The sequence below is a fragment of the Bacillus sp. JJ675 genome (genome assembly GCF_036963165.1).
Lineage (GTDB): Bacteria > Bacillota > Bacilli > Bacillales > Bacillaceae > Bacillus > Bacillus glycinifermentans.
In genome coordinates this window covers 1-21,995 of record NZ_JBALMR010000033.1, presented here as the reverse complement: position 1 = coordinate 21,995, position 21,995 = coordinate 1, and the positions used below count along the sequence as shown (strand labels likewise).

The window sequence follows — 21,995 nt, the reverse complement described above, 5'->3', positions numbered from 1 at the left end:
TGCAGGCTTTTTTATTTGCGGGCATCAGGAAATGTATGATATATTCAAAACGTAATAATTACGATTTATGACTGGAGGGTAAAGAGTGGCGAAAAAATCGAAAATCGCCAAGGAAAAGAAACGGCAACAACTTGTAGAGCGATACTCGGCCATCAGAAAAGAACTGAAAGAAAAAGGCGACTACAGAGCGCTCAGCCGGCTTCCGCGCGATTCAGCGCCGTCAAGGCTGCATAACCGCTGCGGGCTGACCGGAAGGCCGAGAGGATATATGAGAACATTCAACATGTCGCGGATTGCGTTTCGGGAATTGGCTCACAAAGGACAAATTCCGGGAGTGAAAAAATCGAGCTGGTAAAAAGCCCGATACTAAAAAAAAGGCGCCGATTTTTTCGGCGCTTTTTTTCGACAAATTTTTAATATCCCCTTGACGAAAATTTAATAAACGTGTAACATTATAAAAGTCAAAACGATGAACGGTTTTGAATAGATTGCGCGGGTGTAGTTTAGTGGTAAAACCTCAGCCTTCCAAGCTGATGTCGTGGGTTCGATTCCCATCACCCGCTCCATACATACTGTTTATAACGCAGTGTTTCGTTTCTCAGATTAAACGAAGCATTGCGTTTTTTCATGTATGAAAAAACCTGCTTCCGGAAAGCAGGTGTTAAGGAATGACAGCGGATATATGTTCTCCGCCGTGAATCTGTTCAAACATTTTTGTCAAAGCTTCTAGCAGCCGGATGGCTTCGTCTTTTGAGGTGGAAGGCCTGAAAAAAACGAGCTGAAGGGCATCCTTCGTCCCCGGCTTGACGGGGCAGCGGTTGATCTGATCTGAAAGGGATCCGAACGTACCGGATTCGCCGGAGACAAGAAGGATATCTTCTTTTCCGCCGATCCCGATACGGATCGGACCTTTTAGCATCCGGGCGTCATAAATATGAACCGGAACAGAATATTTAAGCGAGAAAAAACGGCTTAAATCCGATGCCGAATCGGCGGAGGGTATGTATTGCTGGTGCTTGATGTCCGTCAGCAGCCGTTCAAGGCTTGTTTGCCGGCCGGTATAAGACGGGTCAATTAAGGCAACGGTCTCCTGCCATTCTTTGATTGCAGGCTCATCGGAGAGATCCCTGTCGGCATAATCAAAAAACAGCGATTCCTGAAACAGGCGCAGCCGGCCTTTTAGCATTTGCGGCGAGTCTGCGATTTCAATTCTTTTATATAAAACAGCGCCGACCTTAAAGGAGGGGACGCGCTCTAAAACAGCGGGGGCGATTTGCAGGTTGATTTCCATATCGGACTTTAACTCCCTTCGTCATGGTACACTTGTATTATACAGCTACTGAAAATCAAAACAAAGAAAGGAGGTTTATCCGTTATGAACGTGAAACAGCTTAAAGAAGATGTGATTGAATTCGCGCAGCAAATCGGAATCGATAAGATACGCTTTGCCAGCGCTGATACATTCGAAACGTTAAAAGAGCGTTTAATCGAAAACAGAAAGCTTGGATATGAGTCCGGATTTGAAGAGCCTGATCTTGAAAAGCGGACAAATCCGCAGCTCCTATTGCCGAAGGCGAAATCGATCATCGCAATTGCGCTCGCATACCCTTCAAAAATGAAAAATGCGCCAAGGAGCGTAAAAGGGGACCGGAGGGGCATTTTTTGCAGAGCTTCCTGGGGAAAAGACTACCACCACGTGCTGCGGGAAAAGCTTGATCAGCTCGAAGAATTTCTGCAGTCGCAGCATGAAGATGTCAGAACGAAATCGATGGTTGATACAGGTGAGCTTTCAGACCGGGCTGTCGCCGAACGGGCCGGCATCGGCTGGAGCGGAAAAAACTGCATGATCATCACCCCCGAGTTCGGCTCATACGTTTATTTGGCAGAGATGATCACCAATATACCGTTTGAACCTGATGAGAGAATAGAGGATCAATGCGGTTCATGCAACAAATGCATTGAAGCTTGCCCGACCGGTGCGCTTGTCAATCCCGGACAGCTCAACTCCCAGCGCTGCATCTCTTTCCAGACGCAGACGAAAGGTTTTCTGCCTGATGAGTTCCGCACGAAAATCGGCAACCGGATCTACGGGTGTGATACGTGCCAGATGGTTTGCCCGAAAAACAAAGGCGTGGACTTTCACCTTCACCCTGAAATGGAGCCCGATCCGGAGATTGCCAAGCCGCTTTTAAAGCCTCTGCTTACGATCTCGAACCGAGAGTTCAAAGAAAAATTCGGCCATATCGCAGGTTCCTGGAGGGGGAAAAAACCGATTCAGCGCAACGCGATCATCGCTCTTGCCCACTTTAAGGAAACGGGCGCACTTCCTGAGCTCGTTTCTCTTATGCATCAAGATCCGCGTCCCGTCATCAGGGGAACTGCGGCATGGGCAATCGGAAAGATCGGGGAAGCGGATATGCTTGAGGAGCTTGAAAAAGCGCTGTCCCGCGAAGAGGATGACGAAGCAAAAGCGGAAATCCAAAAAGGCATTCGGCTTTTAACAGAAACCGCCATGACTAAATGAGGGCTGTCCTGACATATGTTTTGTAGCAGGAACGAAAAACCGCTTGTTCTTCCGTTTTGGAAGGCGGGTATTTTTCGATCATCAAACATATGGTGGTGTAGCCTTTGAAAGAGATTATCGAACAGCTGTTGAAGGCAAGGCTGGACTATTTAATCAACGGCAATGATCATCGAAGCTGGCGTGACGCCGGTGAAGCCGAAGTCATTGAACGGAAAAAGAAGCTCTTTGAAAAGCGCGGAGTCAAAATCGTCAAAGCCAAGATGAAGACGGCGATCAAAGATCATTGGCTTGAAGATGACGGAACGGCGCATGTCAATTATCAATCCCATGCGGCATACTTGTGCAAAGATGGGGATGATATGTATATGGAAGAACAAATCGAAAAACGGACCGCTCTTTTATATGGCCAAATGGTGATCAAGGATACGGAAATTCCCCGTCCGTCCGTTCAGCCGGTTTCTGATAATGAGTCCTGCGCCGATTCCGAAGAACGCGAACTATTGGGGCGGGCGTTCACCTATGACAGGCTGTCTGCCGTCCGCTACGCCGAAACATATTGGAATAAGCGGAATCCGGCTTATAAAAATTTTGAAGACAATTGCACAAATTTTATCTCCCAATGCATCCGCGCCGGAGATGCGCCGATGCGCGGCTATCCGAACAGAGGCACAGGATGGTGGATGCAGAATCATTCGTGGAGCTACAGCTGGACCGTCGCCCATTCGCTCAGAACATTTTTGAAGCGGTCAAAGGCAGGTCTCCGCGCAATTCAAACGGGCGCAGCCGAAGAGCTGACGGAAGGCGATGTCATCTGCTACGATTTCAACGGTGACGGAAGGTTTGACCACGTGGCAATCGTGACCGCGAAGGATAAAGGCAACATGCCGCTTGTAAACGCCCAGACCCATGACTGCCGGATGAGATACTGGTCATACGAAGATTCCCCCGCGTACACTCCGTCGATCCGTTATGCGTTTTTTCATATTGCGGATGATACGACAAAAGCGTAATGAGTGGTATAATAAACATCGGATTCAGAAAAACAGAGGTGAACATTTTGGCATTGCATGTCGTATTATATCAACCCGAAATTCCTGCGAATACAGGAAATATCGCACGAACTTGTGCAGCAACAGACACAACTCTTCATTTGATCAGGCCGCTCGGCTTTTCAACAGATGATAAAATGCTTAAGCGAGCAGGGCTAGACTATTGGGAGTTCGTCAATATCGTCTATCATGACTCATTAGAAGAGCTGTTTGAGGCTCATCCTGAAGGGAAATTTTTCTTTATTACAAAGTTCGGCCAAAAACCGCACACATCATTCGACTATTCAGATCAAAACGAGGATTATTTTTTCGTATTCGGCAGAGAAACGAACGGTCTTCCGAAAGATCTGATCGAACAAAACATGGACCGCTGCCTGCGTCTGCCGATGACAGAGCACGTCAGATCATTGAATTTGTCAAATACAGCCGCAATCCTTGTGTATGAGGCGCTTAGGCAGCAAAACTACAGAGATTTAACATAATGGATGACATTTCCGTCCCCCATAAAAGAAGGGGGACGGTTTTTTTTGTTTGAAACGTAACAGTGTTATGTTACAATGAAGCGGAAGGAGTGAAGCAAATGGCCCGGGAAGATTTAATTTCAAAAAAAGAGCTGCTTGATGCAACATCGATTTCCTACGGGCAGCTGTACAGATGGAAACGGAAAAATTTAATACCCGAGGACTGGTTTATCCGAAAATCTACCTTTACCGGTCAGGAAACGTTTTTTCCAAAAGAAGACATACTGAAAAGAATCAAAAAAATTCAAAGCATGAAAGAGAATCTGTCTCTTGATGAAATGGCGGAAATGTTTTCTCCGAAGCTCGATCAACTGGAGATCAGCCGCAGCGAGCTGCTTGAAAAAGGGCTGATATCAGAGCCTGTCATGTCATTTTTTGAAGAGAATGCTGATAAACGAGATGACTCATTTCGATTGGAGGAAGTGCTTGCGCTATATGTGCTGGAAGGATTGCTTCAATCGGGAGACATCAGTCTTGAGGAAGGGAAAATGGTTCTTGAGGTGATGCTCTCCGGGGCGCGCCCTGAACGCGGCAGGCTGATCGTGCTGAGGAAGCTCGGCATTGCCACATGCTTGATTGCCGAGGGAGAAGCCGTCTTTGAACAGGCGGTGAAAGTGGTTGCTACTATCAGCCTCGCAGAAGCCGGGGAAGAATTGAAGACAAAATTGGTGTAATGGAGGAAAAGCGATGGAAAGCTTAACGATAAACGGATTTGGAAGCTCGGGGGGAGGCACATTTCAAACCGTCGAGCTAAACGGAAAAGGAACGATCAATGGAGATGTCGAGTGCAAACAGTTTTCCTGCAACGGAGCGGGGACGCTGAAAGGCCATGTGAAAGCAGAAACAGTGAAAATCAGCGGCCGCGCAAGCGTTCATGGCGGCATTGCTGCTTCATCCGTGCGGATCGACGGCTCAGCCAAGGTCGAAGGAGATGTAGATGCCGATAAAGTAAAGATCGCCGGACATGCGTCTTTATCAGGTCATGTAAAAGGCGACGACCTGATCATCCGGGGAAAAGCTTCAATCGGAAAAGACTGTGAAGTGGAACATTTTACGGCAGAAGGCTGTTTTACGATTGACGGCCTTTTGAACGCTGAACAGGTTGAGATCAAAATCCACGGGGGCGAAAGCAGGGCGAAGGAAATCGGCGGCCGGCGGATACGCTGCACGGCCCACCGGTCAAAGTTTCTTTCATTATTAAAGCCGTTTCTCCCCGGCCCGGCGCTGACTGCCGAATTGATTGAAGGGGATCATATTGAGCTCGCGAATACGACGGCGAAAATCGTCCGCGGCAATACGGTTATCATCGGCGAAAACTGCGACATCGGGCTTGTCGAATATAAAGAAGAGTTCCGGCAGGCGAAATCGGCAAAGGTCGGAGACAGTCAAAACATCTAGCGGAGGGTCTATGATATGGAGAGAAACAATTTAAAAATCAACGGGTCCGGGAGTGCGGCCGGAGGCACCTATCACAACGTCGTCATCAAAGGCGAAGGAACGATCGGGGCAGGTCTTGACTGTGCGAAGTTTCGCTGCTACGGCACAAGCGTCCTTTCCGGAGATGCGAAAGTGCAGTCATTGCATATATACGGCGAGGCGGAAGTTACCGGGCGGCTGAAAGCAGATAAAGCGAAAATTTACGGTACGGCTGAGATTTCCGGCAATGCCGACATCAGCGAAACTGCCGTGAAGGGCATTCTTACGATCGGGGGAAACTTAACGGGAGATGAGTGCGACATTAAAGGGACCGCTGCCGTTAAAGGCGATTGTGAAGCAGAGCGTTTTACATTAAACGGGAACCTTGAAATAAACGGCCTCCTTAACGCAGGCGAGGTTGACGTCGCCCTGCGGTTCGGGCAGAGTTCGGTTGGAGAAATCGGCGGCACGGCCATCAAGGTGAGAAACAAGCGGGGGCTGTTTAAAAAAAACAGCGGCTTTCTATCAGCAAAAGTCATCGAGGGAGACGATATTTATCTGGAGAATACTTCGGCCGGGATCGTCAGAGGAAACCGTGTGCGCATAGGACCAGGCTGCCGGATTGAAACCGTTGAATACAACAGCGATTATCACGTTTCCGATAAGGCTGAAGTAAAAGAGAATCGACAAATATAATGAAACATTGTTATGTTACAATAAAGAAAAAGGATGGCCGGGTACCCGAACCATCCTTTTTCTTTTTAGTGTTTCTTTCCGGGTTTGCTTTCATACCCGGCGGTGAAAATGGATACGAGAAACGTGAGGATGACCCCCATCATAATCAGCGTTTTCATCAAATCCCCCTCTCCATCCGTTTGTCCCTTGTTGTCTGTTCGCATGCGGTGTATCAGCCGGTCCGCGTGCAGCCTGCGGTCCGGGCTTATCTGCTTTTATTATGACCGGTTTGTTCCGTCCTTGTCAATTAGAGGAAGTGCATTTCAAATTCAACCTAAAAAAGCATCGAAAGGGACATCTCCGCATAGATTGAATGTAACAGTGATTCACTTTTCACCTTGCATCAATCATCATATAGGAGGTTCTTATGGATATATTAAAAAAGATTGAACAGTATAGAGAGGAAGAGCAGCGTCTGAAATGGGAAGGAACCTTCGCTGATTACTTGGAAATCGTCAAAGAAAATCCGATTGTCGCTCAATCTGCTCATTCCCGTGTTTACAATATGATAAAAAACAGCGGCATAGAAGAAAAAGACGGAAAAAAAGTATACCGCTTTTTTGACAAAGAGCTGTTTGGACTTGGGGAGCCTTTGGAACGTCTTGTTGAAGAATATTTTCATCCGGCCGCAAAACGGCTTGATGTCAGAAAGAGAATATTGCTTTTGATGGGGCCTGTAAGCGGCGGGAAATCGACGCTTGTAACGATGCTGAAAAGAGGGCTTGAAGCCTATTCATTGACGGATGAAGGAGCCGTCTACGCGATTAAAGGCTGCCCGATGCATGAAGATCCGCTTCACCTCATTCCGCAGCATTTGCGAGAGGATTTTTACCAGGAATACGGCATTCGTATCCAAGGAAACCTTTCGCCGCTGAACATGATGCGCCTTGAGCAGGATTACGGCGGAAGAATCGAAGATGTAAAGATTGAAAGAATCTTTTTTTCCGAAGATAAACGGACAGGAATCGGAACGTTCAGCCCTTCTGATCCGAAGTCGCAGGATATTGCCGATTTGACCGGAAGCATCGATTTTTCGACGATTGCCGAATACGGATCAGAATCCGACCCGCGCGCATACCGGTTTGACGGGGAATTGAACAAGGCGAACAGGGGAATGATGGAATTTCAGGAAATGCTGAAATGCGATGAGAAATTTCTCTGGCATCTGCTGTCCCTGACGCAGGAAGGGAATTTTAAAGCCGGCCGGTTTGCCTTGATTTCGGCCGATGAATTGATCGTCGCCCATACAAATGAAACCGAGTACCGCTCATTTATCGCCAATAAGAAAAATGAAGCTCTCCATTCGCGCATTATCGTCATGCCGATCCCTTATAACCTCAAGGTATCTGAAGAAGAGCGGATCTACGAGAAAATGATCGCAGAAAGCGATGTATCAGATGTGCACATCGCCCCGCATACGTTGAAAGTGGCTGCGATGTTTTCGATTTTAACACGGCTGAAAGAACCGAAGCGGTCTGATATCGATCTCGTCAAAAAAATGAGGCTGTATGACGGGGAAAGCGTTGAAGGCTATAATTCGTCCGATGTCGAGGATTTGAAAAAAGAATACAATGACGAAGGGATGAGCGGCATTGATCCGCGGTATGTCATCAACAGAATCTCCTCGACGATCATCCGCAAAAACATGGAATCGATCAACGCACTTGATGTGCTTCGTTCTTTAAAGGAAGGGCTTGATCAGCATCCTTCGATCTCTTCTGAAAACCGCGAGCGCTATTTGAACTTTATTTCGGCAGCGAGAAAAGAGTACGACGAGATGGCGAAAAAAGAAGTGCAAAAAGCGTTTGTCTATTCGTATGAGGAGTCGGCTAAAACCCTTATGGACAATTATCTCGACAATGTGGAGGCTTACTGCAATAAAATCAAGCTGCGCGACCCGCTGACAGGCGAGGAAATGAATCCTGACGAAAAGCTGATGAGATCGATCGAAGAACAGATCGGAATCAGCGAAAATGCCAAAAAAGCATTCCGCGAAGAAATCCTCATCCGGATTTCCGCCTATGCGAGAAAAGGGAAGCGGTTTGACTACAATTCGCACGAACGCCTGCGGGAGGCCATTCAGAAAAAGCTGTTTGCAGACTTGAAGGACGTTGTTAAAATCACGACGTCGACAAAAACGCCTGATGAACAGCAGCTCAAAAAGATCAATGAGGTTGTCGCGCGGCTCATCGATGAACACGGCTATAACTCGACGAGCGCCAACGAGCTGCTGAAATATGTAGGAAGCTTGTTAAACCGGTAAATCAAGACCCGTCCGGAAAGGGCGGGCTCTTTTGTCCCATTTTCGCAAATGTTTGTCAAGCGTCATCAGCATCCTGCATAGGATAAAAATAAATATTTTTTAAGACTTGTTTACAGCGATTGGCTTTTCGGATTTATCAATAAGGAGGGGAATTCATGTCCCATAAAGACAACGGCCATTTTATTATTTCTCAGGAAGACTGGTCCCTCCATCGAAAAGGGTATGATGACCAACAGCGCCATCAGAAAAAGGTGCAGGATGCGATAAAAAACAATCTGCCTGACTTGATCACAGAAGAAAGCATCATCATGTCCAATGGCAAGGATGTCGTCAAAATTCCGATTCGGTCATTAGATGAGTACAAAATCCGCTACAACTACGACAAAAATAAACATGCCGGACAGGGAGACGGGGACAGTCAAGTCGGAGATATCGTGGCGAGAGACGGCCCCGATAAAAGGAGCGGCGCCGGAAAAGGACGGGGAGCGGGCGATCAGGCCGGCGAGGATTATTATGAAGCGGAAGTGTCGCTCATGGATCTGGAAGAGGCGCTTTTCAGCGAGATGGAGCTGCCGAATTTAGAGCGGAAAGAGCGCGATGACATCGTCGTTGAAGACATTGAATTTAACGATATCCGCAAAACCGGACTGACCGGCAACATCGATAAAAAAAGGACGATGCTTTCGGCGTTCAAGCGCAACGCGATGACCGGAAAACCGTCGTTTTATCCGATCTTTCCAGAGGATTTGAAATTCAAAACATGGAATGATTCCGTAAAGCCGGAATCGAAGGCCGTCGTGCTGGCGATGATGGATACGAGCGGCTCGATGGGCGTCTGGGAAAAATATATGGCCCGAAGCTTTTTCTTTTGGATGACACGCTTTTTGCGGACAAAGTATGAAACGGTCGAAATCGAATTTATCGCCCATCATACGGAAGCGAAAGTCGTTTCTGAAGAAGATTTCTTTTCAAAAGGAGAAAGCGGGGGAACGATCTGTTCATCCGTCTACAGAAAGTCGCTTGAGCTGATCGAAGAAAAATACCATCCGACCCGCTATAATATTTATCCGTTTCATTTTTCCGACGGGGACAATTTAACGTCTGACAATGCACGCTGCGTCAAGCTCGTCGGCGAAATCATGGAAAAAGCGAATTTGTTTTGCTATGGCGAAGTCAATCAGTACAACAGGCATTCAACATTGATGTCTGCCTATAAAAATATAAAAAATGAAAAATTCAAGTATTATATTTTAAAGCAAAAAGCGGATGTGTTTCAAGCGCTGAAGAGCTTTTTCAGCAATGAAGAACAGCATCAATATACGTAACAGAAACATGTCAGGCCTCTGTTTTCAGAGGCTTTTTTGCCGTGGAAAATATTTATATGAATTTTTTTGAACAATTTCATTGACATTTTTGATTACATTAACTAATATTTAATCTTGTTAACTATTTTATTTTGTTGTGTAGGGGTAAACTGCGTGTTGCGGTTTCCGGTTTTTCTTGCTCAGTTTTGAGCAACTTTTACATAAGTAGCTCATGTACACGTCCGTAATGTTCTGGGCGGAAATTGGGAAACGTAATATGCAGGCATGTGTAAATCGCTGATTAATAAACGATCTGCGGTTATATGAAAAAATAGAAGGAACACGAAAGGAGAAAATAAAAAATGAGCAAAGGACGCTTAATTTTAACAAACATTATCGGACTTATCGTCGTGCTTGCCATTATAGCAGGAGGCGCGTATTACTACTATAACAGTGTGAGCTACGTGACAACAGACGAAGCGCACGTTGCAGGAGACATGGCGGAAATCACCGCACCGGCTTCTGGAAAGCTGTCAGGATGGGATATTGATGAAGGAACAAAAGTGACGAAAGACGAAAAAACAGCAAAAATCAAAGGTGAACAAACGGTTGATGTGAAGTCTATCATGGACGGAACGATCGTTAAAAATGAAGCAAAAGACGGACAAATGGTACAAGCTGGACAAACGCTTGCCCAAACGATTGACATGGACCACCTCTACATTACAGCAAACATTAAGGAAACAGATGTGAAGGACATTGAAAAAGGGGATAAAGTGGATATCGTCGTCGACGGTGATCCGGGCGCGACATTTGAAGGAAACGTTGAAGAAATCGGATATGCGACAAACTCAACATTCGATCTGCTGCCGCAACAAAATACAAGCGGAAACTACACGAAAGTAACGCAAAAAGTACCTGTGAAAATTTCAATTAAAAACCCTTCTGACAAAGTGCTTCCGGGAATGAACGCATCCGTGAAAATTTCGAAATAACCTGAGGGGATAAAAAACAGGAAAGGAGGATGTCTTAAGTGGCTTCCCAAAACAAACAAAGTAATATGTCACTGCTTGTCATATTAATGGCCGGGTTATTTCTGGCCATTTTGAACCAGACGCTGCTTAATGTGGCGATGCCGCACTTGATGACGGAGTTTAACGTGAGCGCCACGACCATTCAATGGCTGACAACAGGATATATGCTTGTCAACGGCGTTTTGATTCCGCTATCGGCTTTTCTGATCTTGCGATTTGGCGGACGCAGTTTATTTTTGACAGCCATGGCGCTGTTTACGATCGGAACGTTCGTATGCGGAATCGCGCCCAACTTCTCAACGATGCTGATCGGCCGCCTCATCCAGGCTGCCGGCGGAGGAATCCTTCAGCCGCTCGTGATGACTACGATTCTGTTCATCTTCCCTCCGGAGAGCCGCGGGAAAGGGATGGGAATCTTCGGCTTGGCGATGATGTTCGCACCGGCGGTCGGACCGACTTTATCCGGCTGGATCATCGAAAATTACAGCTGGCGGATCATGTTTTACGGACTCGTTCCGATCGGAGTGATCGTCATTATTTTCGGATTCCTCCTGTTTAAAAATATGACAGAGCCTAAAAAGGTGAAGCTTGACGTCGCGGGCGCGATCCTGTCCATCGTCGGTTTTGCATCATTGCTTTACGGTGTAAGTGAAGCGGGCTCTGATGGCTGGGATGATCCGATCGTTCTTACGACCGTTATAGTCGGTGCAATCGGCATCATTGCCTTTATCGTTCAGCAATTGAAATCAAAAGACCCGATGCTCGATTTCAGGGTGTTTAAATACGATATGTTTTCACTATCAAGCGTGATCAATGCGATTATTACGGTCGCGATGTTTGCCGGGATGTTCCTGCTCCCGATTTATCTGCAGAACCTTGTCGGCTTTACGGCGCTTCAGTCAGGGCTGTTATTGCTCCCGGGCGCTATCGTGATGCTTATTATGTCGCCGATTTCGGGAATCTTGTTCGACAAAGTCGGACCGAGACCTCTGGCGATCGTCGGCTTATTGATCACCGCCGTTACAACTTACGAATTTACGACGCTTACCCTTGATACGCCGTATATGCACATTGTCGTGATTTATGCGATCCGCGCGTTCGGTATGTCGCTCTTGATGATGCCGATTATGACGGCCGGAATGAACCAGCTTCCGAAACAATTGAACAGCCACGGAACGGCGATGGCGAATACATTGCGCCAAATCAGCGGTTCAATTGGAACGAGCTTGATTACGACGATTTATACGAACCGTACGACATTCCATTACGCTGCAATGGCCGATCAAACCAATACGGCCGATCCGACGTTTATGCACACATTGCAGTCAACGATCCAGTCAGTCGCGCAATCTATGCATATATCTGCCGAACAAGCACAACAATATGTGATGAAATACCTGGCAGGTCAGTCGCAGCTTAACTCTAACGTCATGGGCATTAATGACGCCTTTATGTGGGCGGCTGGACTCTGTATTGTCGGACTGGTATTAAGCCTGTTCTTAAGAGACGTAAGGAAAGACAAAGAACGCAAGAAATACAAAGAGAAAGAGCTGACTTTGCTGCCGGCTCCGAAGGAAGCGAAAGAGTCTTAAACCAGGAGGTTTTAACATGAAAATCTATGTTGTTTATGACAGTGAAGGCGAGCATACGAAAAAATTAGCTCAATCAATTGCCGAAGGCGCACGGGAATCAGAATCTGCAGAAGTGCTGATCGACCATGTCAGCGAGGCGGACATTAGAAAGCTTGAGGATATGGATGCCATCGTTTGGGGTTGTCCGGGCCATTTCGGCACGATCAGTTCAGGCTTAAAAACCTGGATCGACAGATTGGGGTACCTTTGGGCGGAAGGAAAGCTGATCAATAAGGTCGGCGCGGTTTTCTGCACAACGGCTACGACGCACGGCGGACTTGAAGCGACAATGCTCAACTTGATCACCCCGATGCTGCATCAGGGCATGGTGGTCGTCGGTTTGCCGGGAAACGTGCCCGAAAATGCGTTATACGGTTCTTACTACGGAGTCGGCGTCACTTGTCCGGTAGACAGCGACGAATTGATTTCCGAAGAAGGGCTTCAGCTGGGACGGGCTCTGGGCAGACGCGTCGCACAGGTTACCGGCCGTTTCGTCAGCGGGCAGTAAAGGAGCGATTGCCATGGCCATAATCGTGACCGTTATCGCTGCAATTATCGTCATTATCGGACTCGTTGTGTTTAATGTACGATCCGCATCTCCGGACAAAGACGAGGCTGTTGTGGAGGACCGTACGGAAGACATAGAAGCCCCTGAAGAAGTACAGCGGGAAGAACACCGGCTCAGGCTGCCGGAAGGCTCTTCCGAACCGGATGATCCATACGCCATGAATGATGAGACATACCGGAAAACGCTGAAAAAACTTCATCAGCCTAAAGAACAGAATAAGGTTGAAGAAAAAACGCAAATGGATGATATGGACTATCGGAATGCGTTAAAGTCCATGCAAAAACGCAAGCAGGATTAAGAGCAAATTCGCTGGGTATCAGCGGATTTGCTTTTTTTTTATTGTCATTATCTCTGTATTAGTGTACTATATGAATAGTACTCTAATACAGAGGAGGATATCGTTTGAAATCTTTCGGCGGTTTATTTAGAAAAGATTTGCTCATCTCAAGATTTTGGTCCGTCGTTTGGGTGCTGTTTATGCTGTTTGCGATCGCTGCCTGCTGTACGTTTGCCTATTACACAGGCGAACCGATGGCGATGTTTGGGGGATTTGTCGCCATCTTATTGTTTCATAGTCTGTTTTGCCCTTTCATGATGATCAGCCAGCTCCGTTTGGAAGGGAAGACCCAGCTGTGGCTGCACAATCCGAACAAGGGTGCGGTTTTGCTGCTGTCAAAACTGGCTTCAGCCGCTGTTTATCAATTCGTTTCCCAAGCGATTCTGTTTATGTTCGGATTGGTTGTTAGAGGCATCCTCCAATCCGCAACCGACAGTATGTTTTCTGTTTGGGATCTATTTCTGGTCAGCTTTGCCGTCTTTTTAGGGTCTGTGCTCCTTGCCGTGTGGGTCATGTTTCTGTGGACGGTATATGAAGCACTCAGAAAATATCCGGCGCTCAAGAATATCCGCTGGCTTGTTCCTTTGTTAATCTATAATGCTTACACCTTGCTGGAGGGCAGGTACATAATAAGCGTTTTGTTTGAGAATGTGCAGAAACTCTGGAGCATTTCGTTAAAAACGAATTTCAAATTTCACTATCAAGATGCAAGATGGACTGTTGTATTTTCAAAAATTGATATTCCGATTGTTCTCATCGTGTATTACGCCGTTTTAGCCGCCTGCCTTTTCTATGCCTCCGGCAAGCTGCTTGATAAAAAAGTCGAGGTGTGATCATATGGCAGATAACTTTTCATCATCAAAGCCGATATACCGGCAAATTGCCGAACAGCTTTTGAAAAGAATGATCCGGAACGAGATCAGCCCGGGAGATAAGCTGCCTTCGGTCCGCGAGCTGGCTGTCGAGACGCAGGTCAATCCGAATACGATTCAAAGAACTTACAATGAACTGGAAAGGATGGGAATCGTGGAAACGAGACGGGGACAGGGGACGTTTGTTGTTGAAGAGCCGGAGGTCATCGATCGTTTTAATCGGGAAATGCGGGCGGAGGTCACGGAGCAGTTTGTCCGGAGCATGGAAGAGCTCGGCTTGTCGAAGAAGGAAATACGTTCCGAACTTGACCGCTATTTGCAGGAAGGTGATTCTAAGTGATTGAGCTAAAGAATGTGACGAAAAAATACGGTAAACAATTCGCTTTAAAGGATGCTTCGCTGTCGCTGTCTCTGGGCAAAATCTACGGAATGACCGGTCCGAACGGCAGCGGCAAATCCACGTTGTTAAAGCTGATCGCAGGACTTGTATATCCCGATTCGGGGACGGTTTCAGTCGGCAATGATCCGGCCGCAAGAAGCATGAGCAAAAGCATCGCTTACTTGACAGAGCTTGACATGTTTTATGAGCCTTTCTACGTAAAGGATGCCGTCTATTTTTATGAAAGCCAGTTCGCCGATTTTCAGCTTGATCAAGCGTTTGACCTTTTGAAAGAAATGAAAATCGACGGGGAACAAAAAATCAGTAAGCTCTCCAAAGGGAACCGCGGCAGATTGAAGCTGGCGCTGACTTTAGCCCGCAACGCCCCGGTCGTTCTGCTTGACGAGCCTTTGTCAGGCCTTGATCCTCTTGTGAGGGAGTCGATCGTAAAGGGCTTGATTTCGTATCTTGACCTTGAAAAACAGACGGTGATCATCGCGACGCATGAGATTAACGAAATCGAACAGATTTTGGATGAAGTCATTGTCGTCTTAAACGGGCGGATCGAAGAGAAGAGGAACGTCGAAGAGCTGCGCGAAGAATTCGGGGTGTCGCTTTTGCAATGGTTTAAAACGTTTCTCAAAGACAAATAAGGGAGGAGAAATCAGTGGAAACGCTGCTTCAGTTAAAAAACGTTTCAAAAACGATCAGAGGAAAGAAAATTATCGACGGCTTGAGCTTTGATGTGCGCGCCGGAGAGGTATTCGGCTTTCTGGGCCCGAACGGCGCGGGAAAGACGACGACGATCAGGATGATCGTCGGCCATATGGGCATATCATCGGGCGACATTATCGTATGCGGCGTCAACGTAAAAGAGAACTTTGAAAAAGCCGCCCGGCATATCGGGGCGATTGTCGAAAACCCTGAACTGTATAAATTTTTAACGGGCTACCAAAACCTTCAGCAATACGCGCGCATGTCAAAAGGGGTAACGAAAAGCAAAATCGATGAAGTCATTGAGCTTGTCGGCTTGAAGAGCCGGATTCACGATAAGGTGAAAACGTATTCGCTCGGAATGAGGCAAAGGCTCGGTCTTGCCCAAAGCCTTCTGCACGATCCGAAGCTGCTTATCCTTGATGAGCCTACAAACGGCCTTGATCCGGCCGGAATCAGGGAAATCCGCGATTATTTAAGAAGGCTGACAAAGGAAAAGGGCCTGGCCGTCATCGTGTCAAGCCACCTCCTGTCAGAGATGGAAATCATGTGCGACAGAATTGCGATTATCCAAAACGGAACGCTCCGCGATATTCAACATGTCCATGAACCTGCTGCAGATGAGAAGAAGCGGTACTTTCTTCAGGCCGATGACAGAGATGCGCTGCTTCGTCATGCGTCAGCTTTTGGAGAGCGGAGCATTGAACAAGTGAAGGACGGAATCGAACTCAGCCTTTTAAAAGAAGAAGTGCCTGAACTTATTAAACATCTGACCGACAACGGCGTCCGTTTATATGAAGCGAAAGCCGTCACCAAATCGTTGGAAGACAGATTCCTGGAAATCACCGAGGAACGGGAGGGGACAAAGCTTGCTTAATCTGATTTGGAACGAATGGATCAAAATTTTCAACCGCAAAGGAACCTATGTCATGATCGGAATCCTGCTGATCGTCGTTATCGGGATGGGCATTCTAACCAAGACGATCGGAGAAACAGACCCGAGTACGCACTGGAAAAAGGAACTGGCTCAGGAAAATGCCGATATGAAGAAAGAGCTGAAAAGTGTCAATAGCCCGACGCTTGAAAACAACTATAAAGAGTCGATTGCCATTAATGAATATCGAATTAAACACGATTTGCCGCCGGAAGACGGGACGTATTCGGCAATGTCGTTCATTAGTGATGCCGGGGATATGATTTCTTTGATCGGGTTGTTTGTGATTACGGTTGCGGCGGGAATCGTCGCAAACGAATTCAGCTGGGGAACGGTGAAGCTGCTCGTCATTCGGCCGATCAGCCGCTTTAAGATTCTGTTATCCAAATACATTACCGTTTTGCTTTTGGCGTTGGCCTTGATTGCGATTTTGTTTGCAAGCGCAGGTATTACGGGTCTCGTTTTGTTCGGAGCGGGAGACGGGAGCCAGGTCCATTTGGCATATGCAAATGGAAATGTTAAAGAACAAAGCCTGATCTTGCACCTGGCCGGGAGCTATCTGCTTCATTCGATTTCTCTCTTGATGATGTCGACGATGGCATTTATGATTTCGGCGGTATTCAGAAACAGCTCGCAGGCCGTCGGGATATCGATCTTTCTGCTCGTCATGGGCGGCACGGTAACCAATCTTATTGCGATGAAATTCGACTGGGCGAAATACATTTTATTTGCCAACACTGATTTAACGCAGTATGTCGACGGAACGCCACTTGTGTCAGGCATGACGATGGGGTTCTCGATTTCAGTCTTGGCGGTCTATTTTATCATTTTTCAAGTGCTTGCATTCGGCGTGTTTACAAAAAGGGACATCGCTTCATAAGCAGAAAAAGCACGGCACCGTTTAGGCGCCGTGCTTTTTTATAAAAATAAAAAGACTGCTGACAAAGTCAGCAGTCCCGAAGAAAAGCTTATTACGCTTTTACTACGTTAGAAGCTTGTGGTCCGCGGTTTCCTTCAACGATTTCGAAAGTTACGGATTGGCCTTCTTCCAAAGTTTTGAAGCCTTCGCCTTGAATAGCAGAGAAGTGAACGAATACATCGTCTTGTCCTTCAACTTCGATGAATCCGAAACCTTTTTCAGAGTTAAACCATTTTACTTTACCTTCTAGCATGAAATTTCCTCCTAAAGCGATAACGCTTAAATTCACTATTCTTGCTCTGAAACAAACTTCCAAGACGAAAACTCTTACAAAACTTTCTTCTTAAAGATAGTTCGAACAAAAATAATTACCTTTACTTTACCAGTGTTTAAGGGAAATTACAACTGTTTGAACGCAATTTTTTTAAAAAAGTAAAAAGCCGCTCTCAGCGCCGGAAATTGGGCTTTTTTTGAAGCGCATATGAGCCCGAAAATGTTAAAAATGCGATTGACAACATTCCGAAGAAGCTGTAAAGTTAGGTAAAACTTCACACTTTCATTACTTCTTATTAAGAGAGGCGGAGGGAATTGGCCCTATGAAGCCTCGGCAGCGGGTTCTGCATGATGCAGAATACTGTGCCAACTCCAACAAGCCGAAAAAGGCTTGGAAGATAAGAAGGTCGGATGCACTCTTTATTGCTAATGAGTCTAAAGGCTTCTTCTTATTTTCTAAGAGGAAGCCTTTTTTGTTATCCAAAAAACAGCGGAGGGATCAACATGATTACATTCGAGGGCGTGGAAAAGGTCTATGACAGAAACGGGCAGAAAATCCGGGCGCTTGACGGCATTGACCTTCATGTCGAAAAAGGGGACATCTACGGGGTCATCGGATTTAGCGGAGCGGGAAAAAGTACGCTGATCCGCTGCGTCAATTTTCTTGAAAAACCGACGGCGGGAAAGGTTTTCGTCGGCGGACGGGACTTGACGTCCTTGCCAAAAAACGAAATCCGCTCGGTTAAACGGAAAATCGGAATGGTTTTTCAGCATTTTAATCTATTAAATTCGAAGACGATTTTTGCGAATGTGGCGGCTCCGCTCACGCTCGTCAAAACACCGAAAGCCAAAATCAAGAAAAAGGTGACGGAGCTGCTCCGCTTTGTCGGTCTTGAGGATAAGGCTGACGCCTATCCGGATCAGCTTTCAGGGGGGCAAAAACAGCGCGTCGGCATTGCGCGCGCGCTTGCGACAAACCCGGAGGTTCTGCTTTGCGATGAAGCGACATCAGCCCTTGATCCGCAGACGACGAGCGATATTCTCAAGCTGTTAAAGCAAGTCAATGAACAATATAATATTACGATTCTTTTAATTACCCACGAAATGAATGTCGCAAGGGAAATCTGCGACAAAGTCGCGGTGATCGAAAAAGGGAAAATCATCGAATCGGGCAGCGTGTTTGACGTCTTTTCCGCCCCAAAAACCGAAACGGCGAAAAACTTTATCCGTTCGGAGATCGATTTTGAACTTCCGGAATCGATCAAAACATTGAATATCAAGCACCTTTACCGATTTCAATTTGTCGGGGAATCGTCAGGAAGGCCGTTTCTCTCCCAAGTATCAAAACGCTTTGACGTGGACGTCAATATTCTTCACGGCACGATAACAGAGCTGCAGGGAATTCCGTTTGGAAGCATTACGGTCGAACTCGCGGGCCAAGACGAAGAAATTGCCAAGGCGCTCGATTTTATCAGGCAAGCAAACATTCAAGTTAAGGAGGTAAAGTGACATGCTTGTAACATATGACCAAATCATTGATGCCTTGATCGAAACGATTCAAATGACGGTGTTTTCGCTTTTGTTTTCAAGCGTGATCGGCGTTCCGCTCGGGATTCTCCTCGTGGTCACGAGAAAGGGGCACCTTCTCGAAAATACGGCACTGTTTACGGTTGTCAATGTTATCATCAACATTTTCCGGTCTGTTCCGTTTATCATTTTGATGGTTGCCCTTATACCGCTGACACGGCTGATTGTGGGGACGTCGATCGGCACGTGGGCCGCGGTTGTTCCGCTTACGTTTTATGCAGGGCCATATATCGCAAGGCTTGTTGAAAATTCGCTTTTGGAAGTCGATCCGGGGGTGATTGAAGCGGCTGAAGCAATGGGGGCGACTCCGCGGCAGATCATTTTCAGGTTTTTGATTCCCGAAGCGCTCGGTTCTTTAGTGCTAAGCTTTACGGTAGCGACAGTCGGCCTGGTCGGCGCTTCGGCGATGGCAGGTGCGATAGGCGCCGGAGGACTGGGAGATTTGGCGATTACATACGGCTATCAGAGATTTGATACTGTGACGATGATCGTGACGGTTGCGATTCTGGTCATCGTTGTCCAGGGATTGCAGTCATCCGGTAATGTGCTAAGCAAAAAAATAAGAAGACGATAAAAAGAGAGGTAACCAGCTATGAAAAAATTTGCTTTCATCACGATTGTTCTTTTCATCTTAAGCGTGTTTGCAGGCTGTTCAAATTCCGAAAGCGGGTCGATTAAAATCGGTGTCAGCGGAACGGATACGAGGGTGTGGGATTTTGTAAAGAAAAAAGCCGAAAAGGAAGGCTTAAAAATCGAAATCGTCAAATATTCGGACTATGTACAGCCGAATATGGCCCTGTCGAGCGGGGACATCGACGCAAACGCCTTCCAGACGATATCGTATTTCAATTCATTTAAAAAAGAGCGCAACCTTGATTTATCGCCGATCGGAACGACGATCATCGCGCCGATGGGCATTTATTCGGATCATTACAAGTCGGTTAAAGAGATTCCGGACGGAGCAAAAATCGCTGTGCCGAATGAAGCGACAAACATGGGAAGAGCGCTTCTCCTATTGCAGCAGGCGGGTTTAATTAAGCTGAAGGACGGCTTTGACGGGAACGGATCGCTTGACGTGATCAAGGAAAATCCGAAGAAGCTTCAGATCACGACAGTGGCTGCCGAACAAACGCCGCGGGTGCTCCAGGATGTCGCAGCCTCTGTCATCAACAACGGAATCGCCGTTGATGCCGGACTGAATCCCGTCAAAGACTCGATAGAGCTTGAAGACGAAACGGCAACGCCTTACATCAATATCATCGCGGCCAGAACCGAAGACAAAAACCGCGAAGACTTAAAAAAGATCGTCAAGCTTTATCAGTCTGACGATACGGCTGAATTCATCAAAAAAGAATTTAACGGAGCCCAGATTCCGGCATTTGTACCGCTTGAAAAAATCGGAGAATAAACTTTTTGAGAGAATGGCGAATATCGTTAATTCCTACTTGACCAATAAGGTTTATTGTACTATAGTTTTCTAATGTAAAAAAATTCTGGGGGGCATGTGTTTTATGGCATTTTTGGTTATTTTAAATATTTTCATCCTGCTTTGCTTGATGGCGCTCCTCTATATCATGCAAAAAAAGCACGTTTCGTTTTCGAAGAGGGTGTTTACTGCGCTCGGAATTGGAATCGTCTTTGGGTTTGCTTTGCATTTTATATATGGTTCGTCTTCAGAAACGATCACTCAGACATCAGATTGGTTTAATATAGCCGGCAGCGGCTATGTCAAGTTTTTGCAGATGGTTGTCATGCCGCTTGTGTTCATTTCGATCTTAGGGGCATTTACAAAGCTTAAACTGACAAATAATATCGGAAAAATCAGCAGTCTTATCATCGGGATTCTGATTGCAACGACCGCTGTCGCTGCGGCGGTGGGGATCGCATCAGCGCTCGCTTTCGATCTTCAGGCCGTTCAGGTGGACCACGGCAGCGCAGAGGCTTCAAGAGGCGCGGAGCTTGAACAGAAGTCTCAGGATATGGAAGCCAAAACGCTTCCGCAGCAAATCGTCGAGCTGCTGCCGGGCAATCCGTTTTTAGACTTTACGGGAGCAAGACCGACGTCAACCATCGCAGTCGTTATTTTTGCCGCTATTCTCGGGATGGCATACCTTGGCGTCAAGAAAAAACAGCCGGAGCAAGCCGAGCTCTTCAAAAAGTTGGTTGATGCCGTCTATGCAATCATCATGCGTGTCGTCACGCTGATTTTAAGGCTGACGCCTTACGGGGTATTGGCGATTATGACAAATACGATCGCAACAAGCGATCTCGACAGCATCGTCAAGCTCGGTAAATTTGTGATCGCTTCTTATGCGGCGTTGATCGTTATGTTCATCATTCATTTGCTGCTGATTACGTTCAGCGGACTGAACCCGGTGACTTACGTGAAAAAAGTATTCCCTGTCCTGATCTTTGCATTTACGTCAAGATCAAGCGCTGGGGCTTTGCCTTTGAACATTAAAACGCAAAGAAGCCTCGGGGTTCCTGAAGGAATTGCGAACTTTGCCGGATCATTCGGGCTGTCGATCGGCCAAAACGGCTGTGCGGGAATATATCCTGCAATGCTGGCGATTATGATCGCGCCGACTATCGGACAAAATCCGCTTGATCCGTCATTTTTGGTCACCGTTGTTGCCGTTGTTGCGATCAGCTCCTTTGGCGTAGCCGGTGTCGGCGGCGGTGCAACGTTTGCGGCGCTTCTCGTGCTGTCTGCTTTAAATATGCCGGTTGCTCTTGCAGGCTTATTGATTTCGATCGAACCGCTCATCGACATGGGACGTACGGCCCTTAACGTCAGCGGCAGCATGACGTCCGGCCTGATCACAAGCAAAGTGACGAAGGAGCTTGAAACAGACACGTATCAAGACCGAACTAACATCATCGAAGCTGAAGTATAAAAAAAAGAGCCCGCACCGCTTTGATCTGCACCCTGTCA

General features: G+C 46.9%; 23 protein-coding genes, 1 tRNA gene, 1 pseudogene and 1 riboswitch. Of the genes and pseudogenes, 23 read left to right on the top strand and 2 right to left on the bottom strand.

Annotation, left to right across the window (positions count from 1 at the left end; all coding sequences use genetic code 11):
* Positions 1-85: 85 nt before the first annotated feature.
* A complete protein-coding gene (gene rpsN, locus V7126_RS09495) occupies positions 86-355 on the top strand; it encodes a 30S ribosomal protein S14 (protein ID WP_046132971.1) in 270 nt (89 codons plus the stop codon).
* A 137-nt stretch (positions 356-492) separates the two neighbouring features.
* Positions 493-566: transfer RNA gene (locus tag V7126_RS09490), tRNA-Gly, on the top strand.
* A gap of 95 nt (positions 567-661) precedes the next feature.
* Here the strand turns inward: V7126_RS09490 and V7126_RS09485 are convergent.
* Positions 662-1,291, bottom strand: coding sequence for a B3/B4 domain-containing protein (locus tag V7126_RS09485; RefSeq protein ID WP_335497555.1), 630 nt, complete (start codon positions 1,289-1,291; stop codon positions 662-664).
* Positions 1,292-1,375: 84 nt separating this feature from the next.
* Between V7126_RS09485 and queG the strand changes: the two genes are divergently transcribed.
* From queG to V7126_RS09400, 17 genes and pseudogenes are all read left to right on the top strand, one after another.
* Positions 1,376-2,524 carry a tRNA epoxyqueuosine(34) reductase QueG gene (queG, locus tag V7126_RS09480; protein WP_046132973.1) on the top strand — a complete coding sequence of 383 codons (1,149 nt, stop codon included), beginning with the start codon at positions 1,376-1,378 and terminating at the stop codon, positions 2,522-2,524.
* A gap of 104 nt (positions 2,525-2,628) precedes the next feature.
* The gene (locus V7126_RS09475) at positions 2,629-3,534 is read left to right on the top strand and encodes an amidase domain-containing protein (RefSeq protein WP_046132974.1); all 906 of its coding nucleotides are present in this window, start codon (positions 2,629-2,631) and stop codon (positions 3,532-3,534) included.
* Positions 3,535-3,572: 38 nt separating this feature from the next.
* Positions 3,573-4,055: a tRNA (uridine(34)/cytosine(34)/5-carboxymethylaminomethyluridine(34)-2'-O)-methyltransferase TrmL gene (gene trmL, locus V7126_RS09470; protein WP_175076773.1), complete on the top strand. Its 483-nt coding sequence runs from the start codon at positions 3,573-3,575 to the stop codon at positions 4,053-4,055.
* Between the two features lie 98 nt (positions 4,056-4,153).
* Positions 4,154-4,768 carry a YhbD family protein gene (locus tag V7126_RS09465; RefSeq protein ID WP_046132976.1) on the top strand — a complete coding sequence of 205 codons (615 nt, stop codon included), beginning with the start codon at positions 4,154-4,156 and terminating at the stop codon, positions 4,766-4,768.
* A 13-nt stretch (positions 4,769-4,781) separates the two neighbouring features.
* A complete protein-coding gene (locus V7126_RS09460) occupies positions 4,782-5,492 on the top strand; it encodes a polymer-forming cytoskeletal protein (RefSeq protein WP_046132977.1) in 711 nt (236 codons plus the stop codon).
* Positions 5,493-5,507: 15 nt separating this feature from the next.
* Complete coding sequence (locus V7126_RS09455) at positions 5,508-6,206, top strand: hypothetical protein (RefSeq protein ID WP_046132978.1); 699 nt, start codon at positions 5,508-5,510, stop codon at positions 6,204-6,206.
* Positions 6,207-6,612: 406 nt separating this feature from the next.
* A complete protein-coding gene (gene prkA, locus V7126_RS09450) occupies positions 6,613-8,508 on the top strand; it encodes a serine/threonine protein kinase PrkA (protein ID WP_046132979.1) in 1,896 nt (631 codons plus the stop codon).
* A 155-nt stretch (positions 8,509-8,663) separates the two neighbouring features.
* The gene (gene yhbH, locus V7126_RS09445) at positions 8,664-9,833 is read left to right on the top strand and encodes a sporulation protein YhbH (protein ID WP_046132980.1); all 1,170 of its coding nucleotides are present in this window, start codon (positions 8,664-8,666) and stop codon (positions 9,831-9,833) included.
* A gap of 321 nt (positions 9,834-10,154) precedes the next feature.
* Positions 10,155-10,807, top strand: a pseudogene (locus tag V7126_RS09440) (HlyD family secretion protein); the annotation flags it as partial.
* Positions 10,808-10,872: 65 nt separating this feature from the next.
* Positions 10,873-12,438, top strand: coding sequence for a DHA2 family efflux MFS transporter permease subunit (locus V7126_RS09435; protein WP_099047099.1), 1,566 nt, complete (start codon positions 10,873-10,875; stop codon positions 12,436-12,438).
* 16 nt (positions 12,439-12,454) lie between these two features.
* Positions 12,455-12,985 carry an NAD(P)H-dependent oxidoreductase gene (locus V7126_RS09430; RefSeq protein ID WP_046132983.1) on the top strand — a complete coding sequence of 177 codons (531 nt, stop codon included), beginning with the start codon at positions 12,455-12,457 and terminating at the stop codon, positions 12,983-12,985.
* Between the two features lie 13 nt (positions 12,986-12,998).
* Positions 12,999-13,343: a hypothetical protein gene (locus tag V7126_RS09425; protein ID WP_046132984.1), complete on the top strand. Its 345-nt coding sequence runs from the start codon at positions 12,999-13,001 to the stop codon at positions 13,341-13,343.
* A gap of 104 nt (positions 13,344-13,447) precedes the next feature.
* A complete protein-coding gene (locus tag V7126_RS09420; RefSeq protein ID WP_052948589.1) occupies positions 13,448-14,215 on the top strand; it encodes a hypothetical protein in 768 nt (255 codons plus the stop codon).
* Between the two features lie 4 nt (positions 14,216-14,219).
* On the top strand, positions 14,220-14,594 hold the full coding sequence (locus V7126_RS09415; RefSeq protein ID WP_046132985.1) for a GntR family transcriptional regulator: 375 nt from the start codon (positions 14,220-14,222) through the stop codon (positions 14,592-14,594).
* The gene (locus V7126_RS09410; RefSeq protein ID WP_175076723.1) at positions 14,591-15,286 is read left to right on the top strand and encodes an ABC transporter ATP-binding protein; all 696 of its coding nucleotides are present in this window, start codon (positions 14,591-14,593) and stop codon (positions 15,284-15,286) included. Before V7126_RS09415 ends, V7126_RS09410 begins: the two co-directional genes overlap by 4 nt.
* 14 nt (positions 15,287-15,300) lie before the next feature.
* Positions 15,301-16,224, top strand: a complete 924-nt coding sequence (locus V7126_RS09405; RefSeq protein WP_046132987.1) for an ABC transporter ATP-binding protein — start codon at positions 15,301-15,303, stop codon at positions 16,222-16,224.
* Positions 16,217-17,161, top strand: a complete 945-nt coding sequence (locus V7126_RS09400; protein WP_335497554.1) for an ABC transporter permease — start codon at positions 16,217-16,219, stop codon at positions 17,159-17,161. The genes V7126_RS09405 and V7126_RS09400 overlap by 8 nt, the downstream gene beginning before the upstream one ends.
* A 91-nt stretch (positions 17,162-17,252) precedes the next feature.
* On the opposite strand, the gene cspD is transcribed toward V7126_RS09400, so the two are convergent.
* Positions 17,253-17,453: a cold-shock protein CspD gene (cspD, locus tag V7126_RS09395; protein ID WP_046132989.1), complete on the bottom strand. Its 201-nt coding sequence runs from the start codon at positions 17,451-17,453 to the stop codon at positions 17,253-17,255.
* A 310-nt stretch (positions 17,454-17,763) separates the two neighbouring features.
* Positions 17,764-17,878, top strand: a riboswitch (SAM riboswitch).
* Positions 17,879-17,977: 99 nt separating this feature from the next.
* Here cspD and V7126_RS09390 point away from each other — a divergent pair.
* From V7126_RS09390 to V7126_RS09375, 4 genes are all read left to right on the top strand, one after another.
* Positions 17,978-18,982, top strand: a complete 1,005-nt coding sequence (locus V7126_RS09390) for a methionine ABC transporter ATP-binding protein (RefSeq protein WP_046132990.1) — start codon at positions 17,978-17,980, stop codon at positions 18,980-18,982.
* A 1-nt stretch (position 18,983) separates the two neighbouring features.
* On the top strand, positions 18,984-19,634 hold the full coding sequence (locus V7126_RS09385; RefSeq protein WP_046132991.1) for a methionine ABC transporter permease: 651 nt from the start codon (positions 18,984-18,986) through the stop codon (positions 19,632-19,634).
* A gap of 18 nt (positions 19,635-19,652) precedes the next feature.
* A complete protein-coding gene (locus tag V7126_RS09380) occupies positions 19,653-20,468 on the top strand; it encodes a MetQ/NlpA family ABC transporter substrate-binding protein (RefSeq protein ID WP_046132992.1) in 816 nt (271 codons plus the stop codon).
* Positions 20,469-20,571: 103 nt separating this feature from the next.
* Positions 20,572-21,957: an L-cystine transporter gene (locus V7126_RS09375; protein WP_046132993.1), complete on the top strand. Its 1,386-nt coding sequence runs from the start codon at positions 20,572-20,574 to the stop codon at positions 21,955-21,957.
* Positions 21,958-21,995: the final 38 nt, after the last annotated feature.